Source organism: Bacillus sp. TH13, assembly GCF_016651175.1.
Classification (GTDB): domain Bacteria; phylum Bacillota; class Bacilli; order Bacillales; family Bacillaceae_G; genus Bacillus_A; species Bacillus_A thuringiensis_S.
In genome coordinates, this window is sequence record NZ_JAEKEJ010000025.1 from 1,978,591 (window position 1) to 1,995,538 (window position 16,948).

A 16,948-nucleotide genomic window follows, 5' to 3' on the forward strand; every position below is an offset into this window, starting at 1 on the left:
TCACACCTAAACCTCCCCTTTATATATGAGAAAACTCCATTCTTCATTTTTTTGGTATAATAGAGATTGTCATTTTAAAGATAAGGGGTTAGTTATATGAGCAATTCCCGTTCCATTTTATCTCAGCCAGAGTGGCGTATTGTAGATCAGTCTAGTTTAGGACCAACATTCCATGCATTACAGTCATTCGCAATGGATGACACGTTATGTACAAGTATCGGAAATGGTCAATCAGCTGCAACAATGCGTTCTTGGGTTCATCACAATACAATTGTTCTTGGCATTCAAGATTCACGCCTACCACACTTAGAGGAAGGGATTTCCTTTTTAAAAGAAAACAACTTCAATGTTATCGTTCGTAATTCCGGTGGACTTGCAGTCGTACTTGATGAAGGTGTTCTAAACGTATCACTTTTATTCCAAGAGACGGAAAAAGGGATTGATATTGATCTTGGATACGATACGATGTGGCACTTAATTCAGGAGATGTTACACGACTATGATGTTACAATCGAGGCAAAAGAAATTGTAGGTTCTTACTGTCCTGGTAGCTATGACTTAAGTATTCGCGATCAAAAATTCGCTGGCATTTCACAGCGCCGTATTCGCGGGGGTGTCGCTGTCCAAATTTATCTTTGTGCTACAGGAAGTGGCTCTGAGCGTGCCGCACTCGTTCGTGATTTCTATAACCTAGCCATTCAAGGAGAAGAAACACGCTTTACGTATCCTGAAATTGTACCGAGTACGATGGCTTCACTTTCAGAATTACTTGGCGAAACCATTACAGTACAAGATTTAATGATGCGCCTTTTAAAAACATTGCAGCAATTCGCTCCAAAGTTAACACCATCTCAATTAACAATAGATGAAATACCTTTATATGAGACGAATTTACAACGGATTATTGATCGTAACAATAAAGCACTTGGCTTAGAAAAATAAAGACCGTCGCTATAATAGCGACGGTCTTTATTTCAATTCATTATAGAATTAAAGTGCTTGAGCTGCTGTAATTAAAGCTAACTTGTACACTTCTTCTTCGTTACATCCACGAGATAGGTCATTTACAGGCATGTTTAAACCTTGTAAGATTGGTCCTACTGCTTCGAAGTTACCTAAACGTTGAGCGATTTTGTAACCGATATTACCAGCTTCTAAGCTTGGGAATACGAATACGTTAGCATCACCTTGAATTGTAGAACCTGGAGCTTTTTTCTCAGCTACAGATGGTACGAATGCAGCATCGAATTGGAATTCTCCATCTAAAGTTAATTCTGGAGCCATTTCTTTTGCAATGCGAGTTGCTTCTACAACTTTTTCTGTTTCTGGAGATTTCGCAGAACCTTTTGTAGAGAAGCTTAACATAGCAACGCGTGGGTCAATACCGAATAATTCAGCAGTTTTTGCACTCTCGATACCAATTTCAGCTAAATCTTGGCTGTTTGGTGCAATGTTAATTGCGCAATCAGCGAATACATATTTCTCTTCTTCACGTACCATGATGAATACGCCAGAAGTTTTTGTAACGCCTGGTTTTGTTTTAATGATTTGAAGTGCTGGACGAACTGTATCAGCTGTAGAGTGAGCTGCACCACTTACTAAACCGTGTGCTTTGCCCATGTATACAAGCATTGTACCGAAGTAGTTTTCGTCTTTAAGGATTTTGCGAGCGTCTTCTTCAGTTGCTTTACCTTTACGGCGTTCAACGAAAGATGCTACCATTGCATCCATTTCTTCATATGTAGCTGGGTCATAAATATCAACGCCTGCTAATGTTAAATTCATGCTAGCAGCTTTTGCGCTAATTTCTTCCTTATTACCAACTAAGATTGGTTTTACTAACTCTTCTTTTGCTAAACGCTCTGCAGCGCCTAAAATTCTTTCATCAGTTCCTTCAGGAAGTACGATAGAAATGCCTTTTCCTTGAACTTTTTCTTTTACTGTTGTAAATAAGTTGCTCACGAATAAACCCTCCTACATATGTTAAAAAACTCTATCTTTAAGAATACTGCTTTTCTTCTATATTTTAAACTTATAGCTCCCAAAAAATAGATAAAATAAAAATGATTATATTTTCATAAAATTCAGCCAGGAAATTCACCTTACTTAAACTCTTAAATGTGACAATTTTATGCGCCAAGGTTTTATATAGATTATTTTAAAACTATATATGCTATAGTTAACGTGTAAAACTATCATTAACTGAGGTGAATAGAATGAGTGAAGCAACAACAACGTTAGATGGCTGGTATTGTTTACATGATTTACGTTCTATTGATTGGGCTGCATGGAAAACATTATCTAGCGACGAACGCGGACAAGCAGTGTCTGAATTTTTAAATGTCGTTGAAAAATGGAACGAAGTAGCTACTGCGAAAAAAGGTAGTCACGCAATGTATACAGTTGTTGGCCAAAAAGCTGATATTATGCTTATGATTTTACGTCCAACAATGGAAGAGTTAAATGAAATTGAGACAGAATTGAATAAAACAACTTTAGCTGAATATATGGTTCCTGCATATTCTTACGTATCTGTTGTTGAATTAAGCAACTATCTTCCAGCTGATGAGGATCCATACCAAAACCCGCAAATTTTAGCTCGCTTATATCCTGAATTGCCGAAAGCAAATCATATTTGCTTCTATCCAATGGATAAGCGTCGCCAAGGTGATGACAACTGGTACATGCTTCCTATGGAAGAGCGTAAAAAAATGATGTACAGTCATAGTAAAATTGGACGTCAATATGCAGGTAAAGTACGCCAAGTGATTTCAGGATCTGTTGGATTCGACGATTTCGAATGGGGCGTAACATTATTCGCTGACGATGTTCTTCAATTTAAAAAACTTATATATGAAATGCGCTTCGATGAAGTAAGTGCTCGTTATGGTGAGTTTGGAACATTCTTCGTTGGAAACATTTTACCAGACGAAAAAGTAGAGAAATTTTTACACATATAAATGGTGAAAAGGAACGAAATTCGTTCCTTTTTTTATTCTTCTCTATATTTATCCTCAAAAATCTCCTTTTTTCTGCATTTTTGAAGAAAAACCAACATTTTTTCAAATTTCTTGTAAAATTGTAACCTTTTTATATATAAATATATGCTAAAATGATACGAGCTATATGCTAAATAACGATGCGAAGGTGATAATCTATATGAAAAAAATCTTGTCTATTTTACTATTGTTTTTATTGTCAATTTCTTCCTTAGGAGTAACAACATCCCATGCAGAAGAAAAAATACATATTGAGGCAGCTGCTGCACTTTTATTTGATGCAGATACAGGAAAAATACTTCACGAGCAAAATCCAGATGAATTGCTAGCTATTGCTAGTATGTCAAAATTAATTGTTGTTTACGCTGTTTTAGAAGCAATTAAAGAAGGAAAAATCACATGGGATACGAAAGTAAATATTTCTGATTACGCTTATGAAGTCTCTCGTAATAATGAATTCTCTAATGTACCGTTCGAAAAAGGACGTCAATATACTGTAAAAGAATTATATCATTCTATTGTTATATTCTCTGCAAATGGATCTAGTATCGCTTTAGCAGAACTTCTTGCAGGAAGTGAGAAAAACTTCTTAAATCTTGCAAATGAACATGCTAAAAAGCTAGGATTAAAGAAATATAAATTTGTAAACTCTACCGGGTTAAATAATGCTGACTTAAAAGGAAAACATCCTGAAGGAACAGATCCGACTGGAGAAAACTCCATGTCAGCTCGCGATATGGGTATTCTTGCAAAAACGATTATTACAAAGTATCCAGAAATGCTAGAGGATACAAAACAAAGATTTAGAAACTTCCCAGACAATCATCCAAAACCGATTCGTATGGAAAACTGGAACTGGATGTTACCAGGCGCTGCCTTCTCTTATGATGGAACGGACGGTTTAAAAACTGGTAGTTCTGATACCGCTGGATATGGGTTCACTATTACAGCGAAACGTGGTGATGTTCGTCTTATCTCGGTTATTATTAAAACAAAATCAATGGATGAACGCTTCACAGAATCTCGTGAATTAATCGAATATGGATTTAATAACTTTGAAAAACAAAAATTAAAAGTTAATAAAAACAATACAATCTCTGTAGTAAAAGGGAAAGAAGACCAAGTAACTGTTGCACCCGAAAAAGAAATAACAGTAATTGCGAAAAAAGGTAGCAAAGAGCCTTATAAAATTGGGACTGAATTAGATAAATCCCTTGCTGAAGATGGACATTTAGTTGCTCCTGTTAAGAAAGATACCAAAGTAGGCTCAATTACTTTAGAATCAACTGATAAATATGGTTTCTTAGACGGTAGTAAAAGTATGAAAGCTACTGCAAAAACGACAGGGGAAGTTGAAAAAGCAAATTGGTTTATGCTAACAATGCGCTCTATTGGAGATTTCTTCTCAAACTTATGGTCTAAAGTATTTTAATAATGATGAAAAGCTAGCTCACGCTAGCTTTTTTTATTTTCTTCTCTCCATGTAAAACTTCGTTTGGTTGTCATATCTGAGTCCTTTTCCTCATACGTATGAACTAGTAATTGTTACACACTTCATCTAGAGATAAAGTGAAACTTTAATCAGTGGGGGTTTTGTTCATCCCCACTGATTATTAGTTGAACCAATCGGGCTTTTACGGGCAGTTTGATCTCCCACCCACCTTCTTTGCTCCAGCCCAATTTTAAGGTGGGAGTCTTACTGCCCGTTAATGCGGGATAAACCTCTTTCCACAAGGGATTCCAAAAAGAGAGGTGACACATAATGGGCGTTATCGCGTATAACGAAGAAGATGTAAAGTTATTAGCTAGACTGATGCGTGCTGAAGCTGAAGGAGAAGGTCAACAGGGGATGTTGATGGTCGGAAACGTTGGGGTAAATCGTGTCCGCGGAAATTGTTTAGATTTTAAAAAAATACGTAATTTACGTCAAATGGTTTATCAAAACCCTGGTGGTTTTGAGGCAACGCAAAAAGGATATTTTTATCAACGTGCAAGGGAACAAGATATTGCTTTAGCAAGGCGAACGATTCAGGGACAACGCTTTTGGCCTGCAAATTTTGCCTTATGGTTTTTTAGACCTGAAGGCCCTTGTCCATCAACTTGGTATAATCAACAAAACTCTGGTCGCTTCAAAAAGCACTGCTTCTTCCAGCCATCTGGCGAAGATTGTCCTAGCGTTTATTAAGGATTGATAATAAGGAGGGATTTTTGAATGGCACAGCAACAAAACCCGTATTACGGAACTGGATTTTATCAACCATCTGGAACTTATGTACAACCGCAACAAATGACCCCACAACAACAGCAACAGCAGCAAGCGATGCAACAACAAGCTGCGCAAGCTCAATATGCTGTTTCTCAAGGCATGTTACCATTAGAACAGTCGTATATTGAAAATATTCTCCGCTTGAACAAGGGCAAGCAAGCCACAGTTGTAATGACGTATGAACGTGGTAGTTCACTCGGTACACAATCGTATACAGGTATTATTGAAGCGGCTGGTCGTGATCATATTGTAATTAGTGAGCCACAATCAGGGAAACGTTATTTACTATTAATGATTTACTTAGATTATGTGGAATTCCCCGAAGAAATTACGTACTTACCTAGTCAACAAGCAACTTATGCTCCAAGACCATAAAAAAAGCTGGCATATGCCAGCTTTTGTTTTTTTATAAACCTTTTACAACTGCAGTTCCGACTAAAATCCATGCTACAATAAACGCTACACCACCAAGAGGTGTAATTGGTCCAAAGAACTTAATACCTGTCGTACTTAATGCATACAAACTGCCTGAAAACATAATAATCCCAGCTACCATAAGCCAACCAGCAGTAGTTAAAAGTGATGATTGAACCTTATCCATCAATAAAGCAACTACGAATAGTCCACCTGCATGAAACATTTGATATGTAACACCTGTTTTCCAAACTTCTAACATTTTCGCAGAAATTTTATTTTCTAAACCGTGTGCTCCAAAGGCTCCTAACGCAACAGATAGCCCCGCTGCAATACAACCTAGTAAAAAGAAAATTTTCATCTTAATTCCCCTTTTTTACTTTTATCATAAGCAATTTTTTCATATAAGCCAAACGATTTAATCCTTAAAAATCAAATAAAGAATTACCATTTGCACCTTCTTCTTTAATATACACAGGTTCTCCAGAAACTGGCATAACTGGTTGAACTGTCTTTATAGGCTGCGATCCAATTACTTGCGATTGAATTTGCGGCTCCCTATACGTAGAAGATTCAACCTGTTCATCTAATAGTAAATCGCATAAAGCACGCACAACTAATAAATGATCTTTTGATTTTTGTCCTTCACTACTTTTTGCCTTTGCAATTTCATTCGCCATTTTATTTAAAATCTTATCGCTCGATATTTGCATTCCTTATCACCTCGTACTTTGTAGTTCTTTCTCAAATTGCTTCAGCTTCTCTACTAAACCAAATACTATTATCATATCATGTTCTTGCAGTTTTTCCTGCCCCGTTGGATTATGTATAATATCCCCATTTCTCAAAATCGCTAATATCGTTACATCAAACTGATTCCTCACATCACTCTCTAGTAACGATTTACCAACTAATATTGAATCTTTTCCAACTAAAATTTCTTCAATGACAAATGACTGTTCTATCCCATACAGCACTGTATCAATATAATGAACTGTTAATGGATTCGCAATACCTTTTGCAATATGAATTCCTGCCATACTGGATGGATTAATAACTTTATTTGCACCCGCACGCCTTAATTTCTCTTCAGTTTCTGGCTTTTCAGATCTCGCCACAATTTTAATTGCATCGTTTAATCCTCTTGCTGTTAATGTAATAAATACATTTTCAGCATCATTTGCTACGATAGCAACTAAACCAGCCGCTTTTGAAATTCCAGCATGATGTAAAACTTGATCCTCCGTCGCATCTCCATGTATATACAAAAGCTTTCCCTTCTCTAATACACTTTCATCTTTATCGACAACAACAAATGGAATTTTCTTTTCTTGCAATTCATGTACAACTTAAAGCCCCACTCTACCGCAACCACATACTATAATATGATTTTTCAACTGCGCTATTTGTTTATCCATCTTCTTCCTCCGCACTGCATGAAATAAATTCCCTTCAATAATCATAGCTGCCACTACCCCAATTGCATACGTAACAATACCTACGCCAACAGGAATAATAAGGAGCGCAAATACTTTCCCCGCTTGCGTTACAGGAACAGCATCTCCGTATCCAACAGTCAATACAGTAATCACCGTCATCCAAAATGCTTGAAACAAACTAATCTCTTCAATTGTCATAAATCCTATCGTTCCTAGAATTACAACAAAAGTCATACATATAACTGCTATCCATAATTGCTTACGTGCATTCATACCGTATTTCAACTCTTTTCTCTATCTACAATCTTTGCCAGTGGAAATAAAATACGTATATACTAGAAACGGAATCTATGAAAGAGGTTGATATAATGAAGACATTTCTTTCCGCCTTACAATGGGCACTATTTATTTTAGCTGGAAGCCTTATTGTACCAATTAGTGTCGCAACTAGTTATGGTCTTGATGGCGCTGAAGCTATCGCATTCGTACAAAGAACATTATTTGTTCTAGGCTTTGCTGGTCTCTTGCAAGCTATATTTGGGCATAAACTTCCTATTCAAGAAGGTCCTGCTGGCCTTTGGTGGGGAATTTTCTCCCTTTACGCAAGTTTAGGCGTCGTATTATTTGGATCAAACAATGAGACACTTAAAGTTCTTCAATATGCTTTCTTATTAAGCGGTATTATTTGTATTATTCTTAGCGTTTTTGGACTTATTGATAAACTCGTTCGCTATTTTACACCGACAGTCATTGGAACATATTTATTTCTTCTTGTCGCGCAGCTTAGTGGCTCCTTCTTAAAGGGAATGTTTGGCCTTGATGGAAAACATACAGAAGTACAACCTAACGTATTTATTCTTTCACTCATTGTTATTTTACTATCCTTTTTCATCATGAAGCTACCTATTATTGGACAATATTCTGTTCTTTTCAGTATCGTATGCGGCTGGATATTATTCGCATACTTCGGATTATCTAATCCAATAACACCAGTGACAGACATAATCCGTTTTCCATCCTTATTTGTTTTCGGAATGCCTCGTGTTGAATGGAACATGGTAATTACGGTTATTTTCGTTACACTCTTACTTCTAACAAATATGTTAGCAAGTATTCGCGTTGTTCAAAAGGTTGTCTCTAAATATGAAAAAAATGCGGCATCAGATCGTTTTAAACAAGCTGGCATTATAACAGGAATCAACCAATTGCTAGGCGGCCTGTTTTCAGCTATTGGGCCTGTCGCTATTTCTGGATCAGCAGGTTTTATTGCAACGACTAATATTTATAAACGTCTCCCGTTTATATTAGGGTCAAGCTTTATTATTGTCGTTAGTATATTTCCAAAGATCACTTCATTCTTTGCAGCAATCCCTGTTGCAGTTGGTTATGCCGCTATTTATCCTGTATTCGCAAGCATGATCGGCCTCGCCTTTCGAGAATACGAAACTGTCCAGGATAAAGAACGATTATTTAAAGTAGCCGGTCTTTCAATCTTTACAGGAGTCGGAGTTATGTTTGTTCCAGCAGGAGCATATTCCACACTTCCACCATTTCTAGCATCGTTTTTAAGTAACGGTCTCGTTCTTGGATCTGTAATGGCAATCTTGCTAGAAATACTATTTTCTCGTTCCACAGCAAAACAAATATCGTAAATTGGAAAACTTCCATTATTGCACTCTACCTTTAGAGTTGTTACGATAAAATCAAACTTTAATCATTGGGGTTTTATCCATCCCCAATGATTATTAACCGATATTATGAGCAACACACTCATAATAATTTATCTACTTCTTTTCAAAGAGGTTTGATGTCTTACTATTATTCCTCAACATTTTCATGAACATGTATTTTGATTTCAATTAAAGAAAGGAATTTTCTATATGACTTATAAAATGATTGTTTTAGATTTAGATGATACTTTATTACGTGATGACCATACTATTTCACCTCGTACGAAAGAAGCATTAATGACTGCACAAGAGCAAGGGATAAAGGTTGTACTTGCTTCTGGACGTCCAACATTTGGTATGCGCAATGTAGCCAAAGAACTTCGTTTAGAAGAATACGGCAGTTTCATTCTATCTTTTAATGGCGCAAAAATTATTAACTGTAAAACAAACGAAGAAATCTTTAGTAGTACGCTATCTCCTGAAATCGTTCACAATCTATTTGAAATTAGTAAAACTGAAGATGTATGGATTCATACTTATATGGGCGATGATATCGTAACGGAAGAAAATAATCCTTATACTGAAATTGAGGGCGATATTACTGGTATGCCAATTGTTGTAGTAGATGACTTTAAAGCCGCAGTTAAAGAGCCTGTAGTAAAAGTATTAATGAATAAAGAAGCTGAACGCCTTGTTGAAGTTGAAAAGAAACTACAAAAACAACTAGAAGGCCAATTAAGCGTGATGCGTTCGAAACCATTCTTCTTAGAATTTACCGAAGCCGGTGTTACAAAAGGAACGAGCTTAAACAAACTGATTCAAAAGCTTGGCATTAAGCGTGAAGAAGTTATCGCAATGGGCGATAGCTATAACGACCAAGCAATGATTGAATTTGCTGGTCTTGGCGTTGCAATGGGCAATGCACCTGATGATATTAAAGAAATTGCAAACTACGTAACAGATACAAATATGAACGATGGTGTTGCAAAAGTTGTAGAGAAATTCGTTTTAAAAACGGATGTACTTGTTTAATATTTTCATTCACAAAACCTATTTGAAGTCAAATACTTCAAATAGGTTTTTATTTAAATTCTCATGCTTTTGTGACTATATTTTGAACTTTGCACTATTCTCGTAGTGTAAACTTTCTTTTTGTATATAATGAAACAAAATAGACTATTTTATTTTGAAAAAGAATACAAATTTACTATATACAAGCATACGTTAAAGGAGGCTACTTTATGTTATCTACACCAATCGGACGATTAAGAGCAATTGGACTAGTTGAGGGTATTTCTTTCCTATTACTATTATTTGTAGCAATGCCATTGAAATATTTCGCAGGATTTGCAACAGCTGTTAAAATTACAGGCATGGCTCATGGTGTTCTATTTATTCTATTCATCTTTGCAGTAATTCAAGTAACAATCGTGCACCGTAAATCAATTTTATGGGCACTTGGAGCATTCGTTTCATCAGTTATCCCATTCGGTACTTTTGTACTAGATGCAAAATTAAAGAACGAGCAACAATAATAATAAAAAGGTAGTTAACGACTGTTAACTACCTTTTCTATTTATAAATTTGGAATTTCCCAATCAATTTCTCTTTCGCCCATATTAGCTAAAATCGTATTTACTTTAGAGTATGGCTTACTACCAAAGAAACCACGTCTTGCCGATAATGGACTTGGATGTACAGACTCGATAATATGATGATTCGGATTCGTAATTAACTTCTTCTTCGCCTGCGCATGGCGCCCCCACAATATGAAAATAACTGGCTTTTCACGTTCATTCAACAGTTGAATCACACGATCTGTGAAGTGCTCCCATCCTTTTCCCTTATGAGAATTTGCTTCACTTTGACGAACTGTTAATACGGTATTTAGTAGTAATACTCCTTGCTCCGCCCATTTTACTAAATAACCGTTATTCGGAATTTCATAACCATATTCATCTCGAAGCTCCTTATACATGTTTAACAATGATGGTGGTGTTTTAACACCAGGTTGTACAGAAAAGCTTAAACCATGCGCTTGATTCGGTCCATGATACGGATCTTGTCCTAAAATAACAACCTTTGTATTTTCATAACTTGTATACTGAAGAGCGTTAAAAATATCTTCTACCTTCGGATAAACAACATGCGCGCTGTATTCTTCTGTCAAAAAACTGGATAGAGTAAGATAATACTCTTTCTCGAATTCTGGTGCCAATAATGGTCCCCAATCATTTTTTAAAACATTTTTCATGCTTTCACTTCCTTTCCAATTAATTCAACATATCCTGTTTTGTAAATACTAAGAACGAAATAATAAGAGAAACAACTGCCCAAACAGTTAAATTCATCAAAGAAAATCCCATTGATAAGCCTTGTAATGCAGGTAATTTTCCTGATAAATAATCCGTTAATGATAAATTCACGCTAAAAATATATTTCGCGCCTTCCCAAGATGTTGCGAATGAGCTTAAGATACCACCTGCAATTAATGCAGCTAGCATAACGCCCATACCAGCTGGTGTATTACGAATTAAAACAGAGACCATAAATGATATAGTTCCGACAACAATAGCAACAAACCAGGCTAGTCCATAAGCCATTAAGATGTATTGCCACTGCGGAATAAGATGCACAAAGTTCGTATTTAACGTTTCCTTATCAATGACGAATCCTGTTAAAACAGGTAAATTCCATCCCGAGTACCCAAATACAAGCCCTGATAATATGTAAGCAAACAAACCTACAAGAAACAGTATGAGCGAAATGAAAAATAACATCGTCACGTATTTACTAAGGAGTATTTTCCAGCGCCGGATCGGCCGCGTAAGTAACATCTTCATCGTCCCATCACTTCGTTCTCCTGAAACGATATCAATGGCGACAATCATTACGAGAAGCGGAATAAACAATGTAATTCCTTGTTCAATAAATGCTCTGACAAAAGTCGGTGCACCCGGCGCCATCGGGTTAATATCATGATCTAAATAATATTGTTGTTGCTCAACTCTTACCTTTAACCAATCACGCCATTCTTCTGGCAATCTAGAATTGTTCAACCGATTCTGAGAATCAACAATTTGCTGTTGCAATGAAACCTTCCAATCAGTTGTACCGAGTCTTTTTTGTGTCGTTTCTATTTCACGATACTGCGCATACACAAAAAGCGGGATCAAGATTGCTAAAATAAGCATGACAACAAAAATACGTTTCTTACGGTAAATCTTTTCTGATTCATTTAAAACTAGATTCGCAAATTCACGCATGCTGCTCACCCCTTGTGAGTTCAATAAATAAATCTTCTAGCGTAAATACAAGCTCCTTAACGCTATGTACATCTATTTCATTTTCTACAAAGTGTTTATTCCAACTACTTATAGATGCAATATCCATGCGGCATAATAATCGCTCGCCTTCTACACTCACTTCTCTTACTGCTTCGGCCGCTTCTAGCATATCTTTCGCCTTAGAAATTGGTGTAACAATCCATTCTACACGATCACTTGCTGTTTTAATTAATTCTTCAATTGGTGCAACAGTTATCATCTTTCCTTTATGAATAATAGCAACGCGATCGCATATCATTTGCACTTCACTTAGCAAGTGACTTGAAATAAACACGCTCATATTTTCTTCTTTCACAAGCTTATGTATAAATTCCCTAAGTTCTCTAATCCCAGCTGGATCTAAACCATTCGTTGGCTCATCTAATATAAGTAATTTAGGATTCCCAAGGAGCGCCTGCGCAATTCCAAGGCGCTGTTTCATACCAAGTGAGTACGTTTTTACCTTGTCATGAATTCTTTCATCCAAATGAACCATTTTAGCAATTTCAATAATACGTTCATCTGATATATCACCTAACATACGAGCAAATTGCTTTAAATTTTCCCATCCCGTTAAATATGTATACAACTCTGGGTTTTCAACGATACTACCAATTTGACGCATCGCTTCTCTGAAATTGTCCTTAATCGAATAACCACCGATAGAAATTGTACCTTCTGTTGCCTTAATTAATCCGACTAACATTCGAATGGTAGTCGTCTTTCCAGCGCCATTTGGTCCTAGGAACCCGAACACTTCTCCTTGCTTTACATCAAAGGAAATATTCTCTACAAGAGTCTTCTTTCCAATTACCTTCTTCAAGTCTCGTACGGAAAGTATCGTCGTCATTTTACCCCTCCTTGTTCTAGTTTTAATTTACTTACAACATTTTGAACTAAACGTTCTGCCATATACGTATAACCTACTTCATTCGGATGAAAATGATCAGAGTATAATAAATCTTTTCCACGGTTTTGGAATAAATCAAATGTCGGTGTAATATACACATTTTTATCGTTTAGTGCTAGCTTCTCTAAAGATGCATTCCAGTCCACAACAATGTTTGAAGACCCTTTTAAATCTTCTACATCTTCAAAAGGATTGTATAAACCAAGCCAAAAAATCGGACTATCTGTATTTAATTTACGAATTTCTTCTATAATTTTCTTTGCTTCATTTTGAAATGTTTCTGTATCAGGACGATACGTCTCTAAATCTATTTTCCCAAGCGATTCCCAGCCTGGGAACAAATCATTCCCACCAATCGTTAACACGATTACATCTGCTTGCTTAATTGAATATTGAGCGCCACTACTTTCAATTTGTTTTAATAAATCGGGCATTTTTGCACCACTAACTGCTAAATTTGTTAATGCAATTTTTTGCTTATAATCTTTTTGTAAATCCTCTTTCATTCGCCCAACATAGCCAATTCCTTCTTTATCACCAACGCCACGCGTTAATGAATCACCTAAACTAACGATTTGTAACGTTCCTGTTTTCTTTTTCTCTTTCGCCACTACATCGGTCTTTTTAATTAAATTTGAAGCTTTCGGATTTAATACATCATTTACACCTGAAACAAAGCCATATGCAAATACACAGAAAGATGCAATTGTAATGAGTAGAATTACTTTTACTACTTTTGATCTCATATCAAAACCCCTTTTAGCCCTCATAGATTGTCCATAATTATACCAAACGAAATTTTGAAAAGCGATTTTCACACCTTCTCAATTATGTCGTTTCTCTATCTACTAACTCTGGTAATAACTCTATATGCTTCACATCTAATTTCTCTTCATTAATCTTTTCATATAATAATTCAAATGCTTTCACTCCAACGTTTTTACTAGAATGCGAAATCGTCGTTATACCCAATATATCTGCCACCTCTTGATCATCACACCCAATAATCGTAATATCCTCTGGAATACGAATTCCTTGTTTGTTTGCTTCTGTAACCATCCCCGCTGCAATATGGTTACAAGATACAAGGAACGCCGTCGGTTTTACTGACATATGAGCCCATTCTCTAATTACATTGCGTCCATCTTCCACTGTAAAACACCCCTCAAATTTCCAGGTCTCTAACGGTGTTACGATACTCTGTTGAAGCGAATCTTCATACGCCTTCTTTCGTCTTTGGCTATTAACGCTATTACTTCTTCCAATACAATATCCAATACTTGTATGACCGGCATCTATTAAGCTTTTCATCCCACGTGAAAATACTTTGTAGTAATCAATATGGACACTTGAAATGCATTTTGAATCTATTTCTTCACACATAACAATCGGGCCGAATTTCGTATATTCTTCAAGCTTCTCCTTACTATTTGCCCGAGAACAAATAATAACCCCATCAAGCTTTTTCATTTTTAACATATTTAAAATTTCTAGTTCTCTTTCTTCGCTATAATTTGTCTGGCAAAGCATCATATTATAATTATTCTTTGCCGTTTCTTTTGATATCCCCTCGATAATAGCGCTATAATATTGATCATTTACGTGTGGCAATAAAACGCCAATTACATTCGTTTTTCCTTTCACTAAATGAATTGCATTCACGTTTTGCGTGTAATTTAATTCTTCTATAATCGCTAAAATTTCTTTTCGTTTCTGTTCATTTACGTACGGATGATTATTTAGTACACGTGAAACAGTTGAAACAGATACTCCAGCAAGTTCAGCAATCTTTCTTATATTTGTCATCTCACTTTCCCCTTCTCACAAAAATTCTCTCTTGACCTGGTAAGCTTTCCACAATATATCCTTTCCTAGCAAATACATTTAGAAAGGATATACAACTATGCTTCGATTCAAATTAGAATATATATTTTTCATTGGCGGTTTACTCATTCTTGCCATCGGTATTAATATGATGACGACAATTACTTCCTTTGGACTTAGCCCTTATGATTCCTTCTTTATTGCACTATATCAAAATTTTGGGATAAGTATTGGTTTTTGGATTTTCATGATTAACTTTGCCTTTACACTTATCGTACTCTTTTGGAATAAAAAACAAATTACAATCGGTACAATTGTAACGATGGTTCTTATTTCTCTTTTTGTTGATTGGATTGGTTCCATTATAACTATTATGGACGCTATCCGCTCTCTTCCAAAATATATAACACTTATTTGCGGAAATCTATTCGTTGGAGCTGGAATTGGTCTTTACGTCTCTACAAACCTTTGCGCAGCGCCTCAAGAAGCTTTCGTTTTAACCGTTGCTGAGAAGAAAAAATGGACGTTTAGAAGAACAGAGATTTCATTAGCCTTTTTATTTTTAACGTTAAGCTTTTTATTAGATGGACCCATCTATTTTGGAACAATCATCTTATCCTTTACAACAGGCTGGATTATCCAAGCATTTATTCAAGTTGGTACGCAGATTTTAAATAGAAAAGAGCCTATTAAGCAAGCTGCTTAATAGGCTCTTTCTGTTTTATGGTAAGAGATACTACTTAGCATCCCCTTCAATTCGATAGTTCGCTTTCAAACAATCTATTTCTTCATACCCTTGCAACGTATGTAGAATATAATCATAATCAGCAAGAGACGCACGATGCGTTACAATTACAATTTCAGCCTTTCCTTTCTCTTCAAGCGGCATTTGAATAATTTTCTCAAAGCTAACTCCGCGCTCAGAGAACAATGAAGTAATTTTTGCAAATACACCAATTTCGTCTTTTACATGCAGTCTTAAAAACTTTTTCACGACAATTTCGTCTGGCTCTTTTAATACTTTTTGATATTGTGGGACTACAGCACTATTTCCTGTTACCCCTAATCTAATATTTTGCATTACAGCAACTAAATCCGAAACAACAGCTGTCGCTGTCGGTAAACTTCCTGCCCCTGGTCCATAAAACATCGTTTCCCCAACTGCTTCACCGTACACATACACAGCGTTATATTCATTTTGTACTGCCGCAAGAGGATGTGTATTTGGAAGTAAAGTTGGTTCAACCGTAACCTCCAATTTTTCACCATCTCGTTTTGCAAGACCGATTAATTTAATTGTATAACCTAAGCTCTTACTGTATTCAATATCTTCCTCTGTAATAGAGGTAATTCCCTTTACTTTCACATCTCCAAGCTCTACATTTGTAGAGAAACCGAGAGTAGCTAAAATCGTCATTTTTCTTGCTGCATCTAAACCTTCTACATCTGATGTTGGATCTGCTTCTGCAAATCCAAGTTGTTGGGCTTCTTTTAACACGTCGTTATATGCTCTCCCTTCGTCTGACATTTTCGTCAAAATAAAATTTGTCGTTCCATTTACAATTCCCATGACTTTCGTAATAAGATCTGAAGAAAGTCCTTCTACAATACTGCGTAGAATTGGAATTCCCCCTGCCACACTCGCTTCATAGAAGAGATCAGTTTTATTATCTTTTGCTGTCGCTAATAATTCAGCTCCATGTAATGCCATTAAGTCTTTATTTGCAGTTACAACATGCTTTCCGCTTTTTAAAGCTTGTAAAATATATAATTTTGCATCATCAATGCCACCCATTACTTCGATGACAACATCAATATTTGGATTATCTAAAATTTCATTTGCATCTTGTGTTAATAGAGTAGAAGGTACCTCTACCTCTCTCTCTTTCTCAATGTTTTGCACTAATACTTTCGTTACCTTCACTGGACAACCTACTTGGTGTATGAGTCTTTCTTGATGATCCGTAATAATACGAACTACACCGCTACCCACTGTCCCAAGACCTAATAACCCAACTTGAATTTCTTTCATAGTACTGTCCACCCCTCAAAAATTGTGTTTAGATGAAATTATATGAGTAAAAAATCTGAAAAACAATG

General features: G+C 36.1%; 18 protein-coding genes and 1 pseudogene. 9 read left to right on the plus strand and 10 right to left on the minus strand.

Annotation, left to right across the window (positions count from 1 at the left end):
* Positions 1–96 precede the first annotated feature (96 nt).
* On the plus strand, positions 97–942 hold the full coding sequence (gene lipL / locus JFU02_RS18615; RefSeq protein WP_000071955.1) for an octanoyl-[GcvH]:protein N-octanoyltransferase: 846 nt from the start codon (positions 97–99) through the stop codon (positions 940–942).
* A 48-nt stretch (positions 943–990) separates the two neighbouring features.
* On the opposite strand, the gene pta is transcribed toward lipL, so the two are convergent.
* On the minus strand, positions 991–1,962 hold the full coding sequence (gene pta, locus JFU02_RS18620) for a phosphate acetyltransferase (RefSeq protein WP_000067216.1): 972 nt from the start codon (positions 1,960–1,962) through the stop codon (positions 991–993).
* A gap of 254 nt (positions 1,963–2,216) precedes the next feature.
* On the opposite strand from pta, the gene hemQ reads away from it, so the two are divergent.
* The 4 genes from hemQ to gerQ all read left to right on the plus strand — a co-directional run bounded on the left by hemQ (position 2,217) and on the right by gerQ (position 5,640).
* A complete protein-coding gene (hemQ, locus tag JFU02_RS18625) occupies positions 2,217–2,960 on the plus strand; it encodes a hydrogen peroxide-dependent heme synthase (protein WP_001287595.1) in 744 nt (247 codons plus the stop codon).
* Between the two features lie 199 nt (positions 2,961–3,159).
* Positions 3,160–4,431 carry a serine hydrolase gene (locus tag JFU02_RS18630; RefSeq protein ID WP_098222277.1) on the plus strand — a complete coding sequence of 424 codons (1,272 nt, stop codon included), beginning with the start codon at positions 3,160–3,162 and terminating at the stop codon, positions 4,429–4,431.
* Between the two features lie 330 nt (positions 4,432–4,761).
* Complete coding sequence (gene cwlJ, locus JFU02_RS18635) at positions 4,762–5,184, plus strand: cell wall hydrolase CwlJ (RefSeq protein ID WP_000538161.1); 423 nt, start codon at positions 4,762–4,764, stop codon at positions 5,182–5,184.
* A gap of 27 nt (positions 5,185–5,211) precedes the next feature.
* The gene (gene gerQ, locus JFU02_RS18640) at positions 5,212–5,640 is read left to right on the plus strand and encodes a spore coat protein GerQ (protein ID WP_000068648.1); all 429 of its coding nucleotides are present in this window, start codon (positions 5,212–5,214) and stop codon (positions 5,638–5,640) included.
* 31 nt (positions 5,641–5,671) lie between these two features.
* Here gerQ and JFU02_RS18645 read toward each other — a convergent pair whose 3' ends face one another.
* The 3 genes and pseudogenes from JFU02_RS18645 to JFU02_RS18655 all read right to left on the minus strand — a co-directional run bounded on the left by JFU02_RS18645 (position 5,672) and on the right by JFU02_RS18655 (position 7,391).
* Positions 5,672–6,040: a DUF423 domain-containing protein gene (locus JFU02_RS18645; protein ID WP_000688315.1), complete on the minus strand. Its 369-nt coding sequence runs from the start codon at positions 6,038–6,040 to the stop codon at positions 5,672–5,674.
* A 64-nt stretch (positions 6,041–6,104) separates the two neighbouring features.
* Positions 6,105–6,392 (minus strand): YwdI family protein, encoded by a 288-nt coding sequence (locus JFU02_RS18650; RefSeq protein ID WP_001167339.1) that lies wholly within the window; start codon positions 6,390–6,392, stop codon positions 6,105–6,107.
* 6 nt (positions 6,393–6,398) lie between these two features.
* A pseudogene (locus JFU02_RS18655) lies at positions 6,399–7,391 on the minus strand (potassium channel family protein).
* Positions 7,392–7,486: 95 nt separating this feature from the next.
* On the opposite strand from JFU02_RS18655, the gene JFU02_RS18660 reads away from it, so the two are divergent.
* The 3 genes from JFU02_RS18660 (at position 7,487) to JFU02_RS18670 (ending at position 10,323) form a co-directional block, all read left to right on the plus strand.
* Positions 7,487–8,770 (plus strand): purine/pyrimidine permease, encoded by a 1,284-nt coding sequence (locus JFU02_RS18660; protein ID WP_000847025.1) that lies wholly within the window; start codon positions 7,487–7,489, stop codon positions 8,768–8,770.
* A gap of 228 nt (positions 8,771–8,998) precedes the next feature.
* Positions 8,999–9,820, plus strand: coding sequence for a Cof-type HAD-IIB family hydrolase (locus JFU02_RS18665; protein WP_000221363.1), 822 nt, complete (start codon positions 8,999–9,001; stop codon positions 9,818–9,820).
* A gap of 209 nt (positions 9,821–10,029) precedes the next feature.
* The gene (locus tag JFU02_RS18670; RefSeq protein ID WP_000953396.1) at positions 10,030–10,323 is read left to right on the plus strand and encodes a DUF3817 domain-containing protein; all 294 of its coding nucleotides are present in this window, start codon (positions 10,030–10,032) and stop codon (positions 10,321–10,323) included.
* A 41-nt stretch (positions 10,324–10,364) separates the two neighbouring features.
* On the opposite strand, the gene JFU02_RS18675 is transcribed toward JFU02_RS18670, so the two are convergent.
* From JFU02_RS18675 to JFU02_RS18695, 5 genes are read right to left on the minus strand one after another with little or no spacing between them, the layout of a single operon-like run.
* Entirely contained in the window at positions 10,365–11,042 is a 678-nt protein-coding gene (locus tag JFU02_RS18675) for a uracil-DNA glycosylase (protein ID WP_201071426.1), read from the minus strand.
* 19 nt (positions 11,043–11,061) lie between these two features.
* Complete coding sequence (locus tag JFU02_RS18680) at positions 11,062–12,054, minus strand: ABC transporter permease subunit (protein WP_001206475.1); 993 nt, start codon at positions 12,052–12,054, stop codon at positions 11,062–11,064.
* The gene (locus JFU02_RS18685; protein WP_000207711.1) at positions 12,047–12,964 is read right to left on the minus strand and encodes an ABC transporter ATP-binding protein; all 918 of its coding nucleotides are present in this window, start codon (positions 12,962–12,964) and stop codon (positions 12,047–12,049) included. Before JFU02_RS18685 ends, JFU02_RS18680 begins: the two co-directional genes overlap by 8 nt.
* Positions 12,961–13,842 (minus strand): SGNH/GDSL hydrolase family protein, encoded by an 882-nt coding sequence (locus JFU02_RS18690; RefSeq protein ID WP_116365991.1) that lies wholly within the window; start codon positions 13,840–13,842, stop codon positions 12,961–12,963. Before JFU02_RS18690 ends, JFU02_RS18685 begins: the two co-directional genes overlap by 4 nt.
* Positions 13,843–13,852: 10 nt before the next feature.
* Entirely contained in the window at positions 13,853–14,830 is a 978-nt protein-coding gene (locus JFU02_RS18695; RefSeq protein WP_000181961.1) for a LacI family DNA-binding transcriptional regulator, read from the minus strand.
* Between the two features lie 97 nt (positions 14,831–14,927).
* Here JFU02_RS18695 and JFU02_RS18700 point away from each other — a divergent pair, with 97 nt between their 5' ends.
* Positions 14,928–15,554: a YczE/YyaS/YitT family protein gene (locus tag JFU02_RS18700; protein WP_000943409.1), complete on the plus strand. Its 627-nt coding sequence runs from the start codon at positions 14,928–14,930 to the stop codon at positions 15,552–15,554.
* A gap of 30 nt (positions 15,555–15,584) precedes the next feature.
* Here JFU02_RS18700 and JFU02_RS18705 read toward each other — a convergent pair whose 3' ends face one another.
* A complete protein-coding gene (locus tag JFU02_RS18705) occupies positions 15,585–16,880 on the minus strand; it encodes a homoserine dehydrogenase (RefSeq protein WP_086407121.1) in 1,296 nt (431 codons plus the stop codon).
* Positions 16,881–16,948: the final 68 nt, after the last annotated feature.

Bases quoted from the DNA above. Each gene is read 5' to 3' on its own strand.
- lipL (WP_000071955.1), top strand. From the start codon at position 97: ATGAGCAATTCCCGTTCCATTTTATCTCAGCCAGAGTGGCGTATTGTA.
- hemQ (WP_001287595.1), top strand. From the start codon at position 2,217: ATGAGTGAAGCAACAACAACGTTAGATGGCTGGTATTGTTTACATGAT.
- JFU02_RS18630 (WP_098222277.1), top strand. From the start codon at position 3,160: ATGAAAAAAATCTTGTCTATTTTACTATTGTTTTTATTGTCAATTTCT.
- cwlJ (WP_000538161.1), top strand. From the start codon at position 4,762: ATGGGCGTTATCGCGTATAACGAAGAAGATGTAAAGTTATTAGCTAGA.
- gerQ (WP_000068648.1), top strand. From the start codon at position 5,212: ATGGCACAGCAACAAAACCCGTATTACGGAACTGGATTTTATCAACCA.
- JFU02_RS18645 (WP_000688315.1), bottom strand. From the start codon at position 6,040: ATGAAAATTTTCTTTTTACTAGGTTGTATTGCAGCGGGGCTATCTGTT.
- JFU02_RS18650 (WP_001167339.1), bottom strand. From the start codon at position 6,392: ATGCAAATATCGAGCGATAAGATTTTAAATAAAATGGCGAATGAAATT.
- JFU02_RS18660 (WP_000847025.1), top strand. From the start codon at position 7,487: ATGAAGACATTTCTTTCCGCCTTACAATGGGCACTATTTATTTTAGCT.
- JFU02_RS18665 (WP_000221363.1), top strand. From the start codon at position 8,999: ATGACTTATAAAATGATTGTTTTAGATTTAGATGATACTTTATTACGT.
- JFU02_RS18670 (WP_000953396.1), top strand. From the start codon at position 10,030: ATGTTATCTACACCAATCGGACGATTAAGAGCAATTGGACTAGTTGAG.
- JFU02_RS18675 (WP_201071426.1), bottom strand. From the start codon at position 11,042: ATGAAAAATGTTTTAAAAAATGATTGGGGACCATTATTGGCACCAGAA.
- JFU02_RS18680 (WP_001206475.1), bottom strand. From the start codon at position 12,054: ATGCGTGAATTTGCGAATCTAGTTTTAAATGAATCAGAAAAGATTTAC.
- JFU02_RS18685 (WP_000207711.1), bottom strand. From the start codon at position 12,964: ATGACGACGATACTTTCCGTACGAGACTTGAAGAAGGTAATTGGAAAG.
- JFU02_RS18695 (WP_000181961.1), bottom strand. From the start codon at position 14,830: ATGACAAATATAAGAAAGATTGCTGAACTTGCTGGAGTATCTGTTTCA.
- JFU02_RS18700 (WP_000943409.1), top strand. From the start codon at position 14,928: ATGCTTCGATTCAAATTAGAATATATATTTTTCATTGGCGGTTTACTC.
- JFU02_RS18705 (WP_086407121.1), bottom strand. From the start codon at position 16,880: ATGAAAGAAATTCAAGTTGGGTTATTAGGTCTTGGGACAGTGGGTAGC.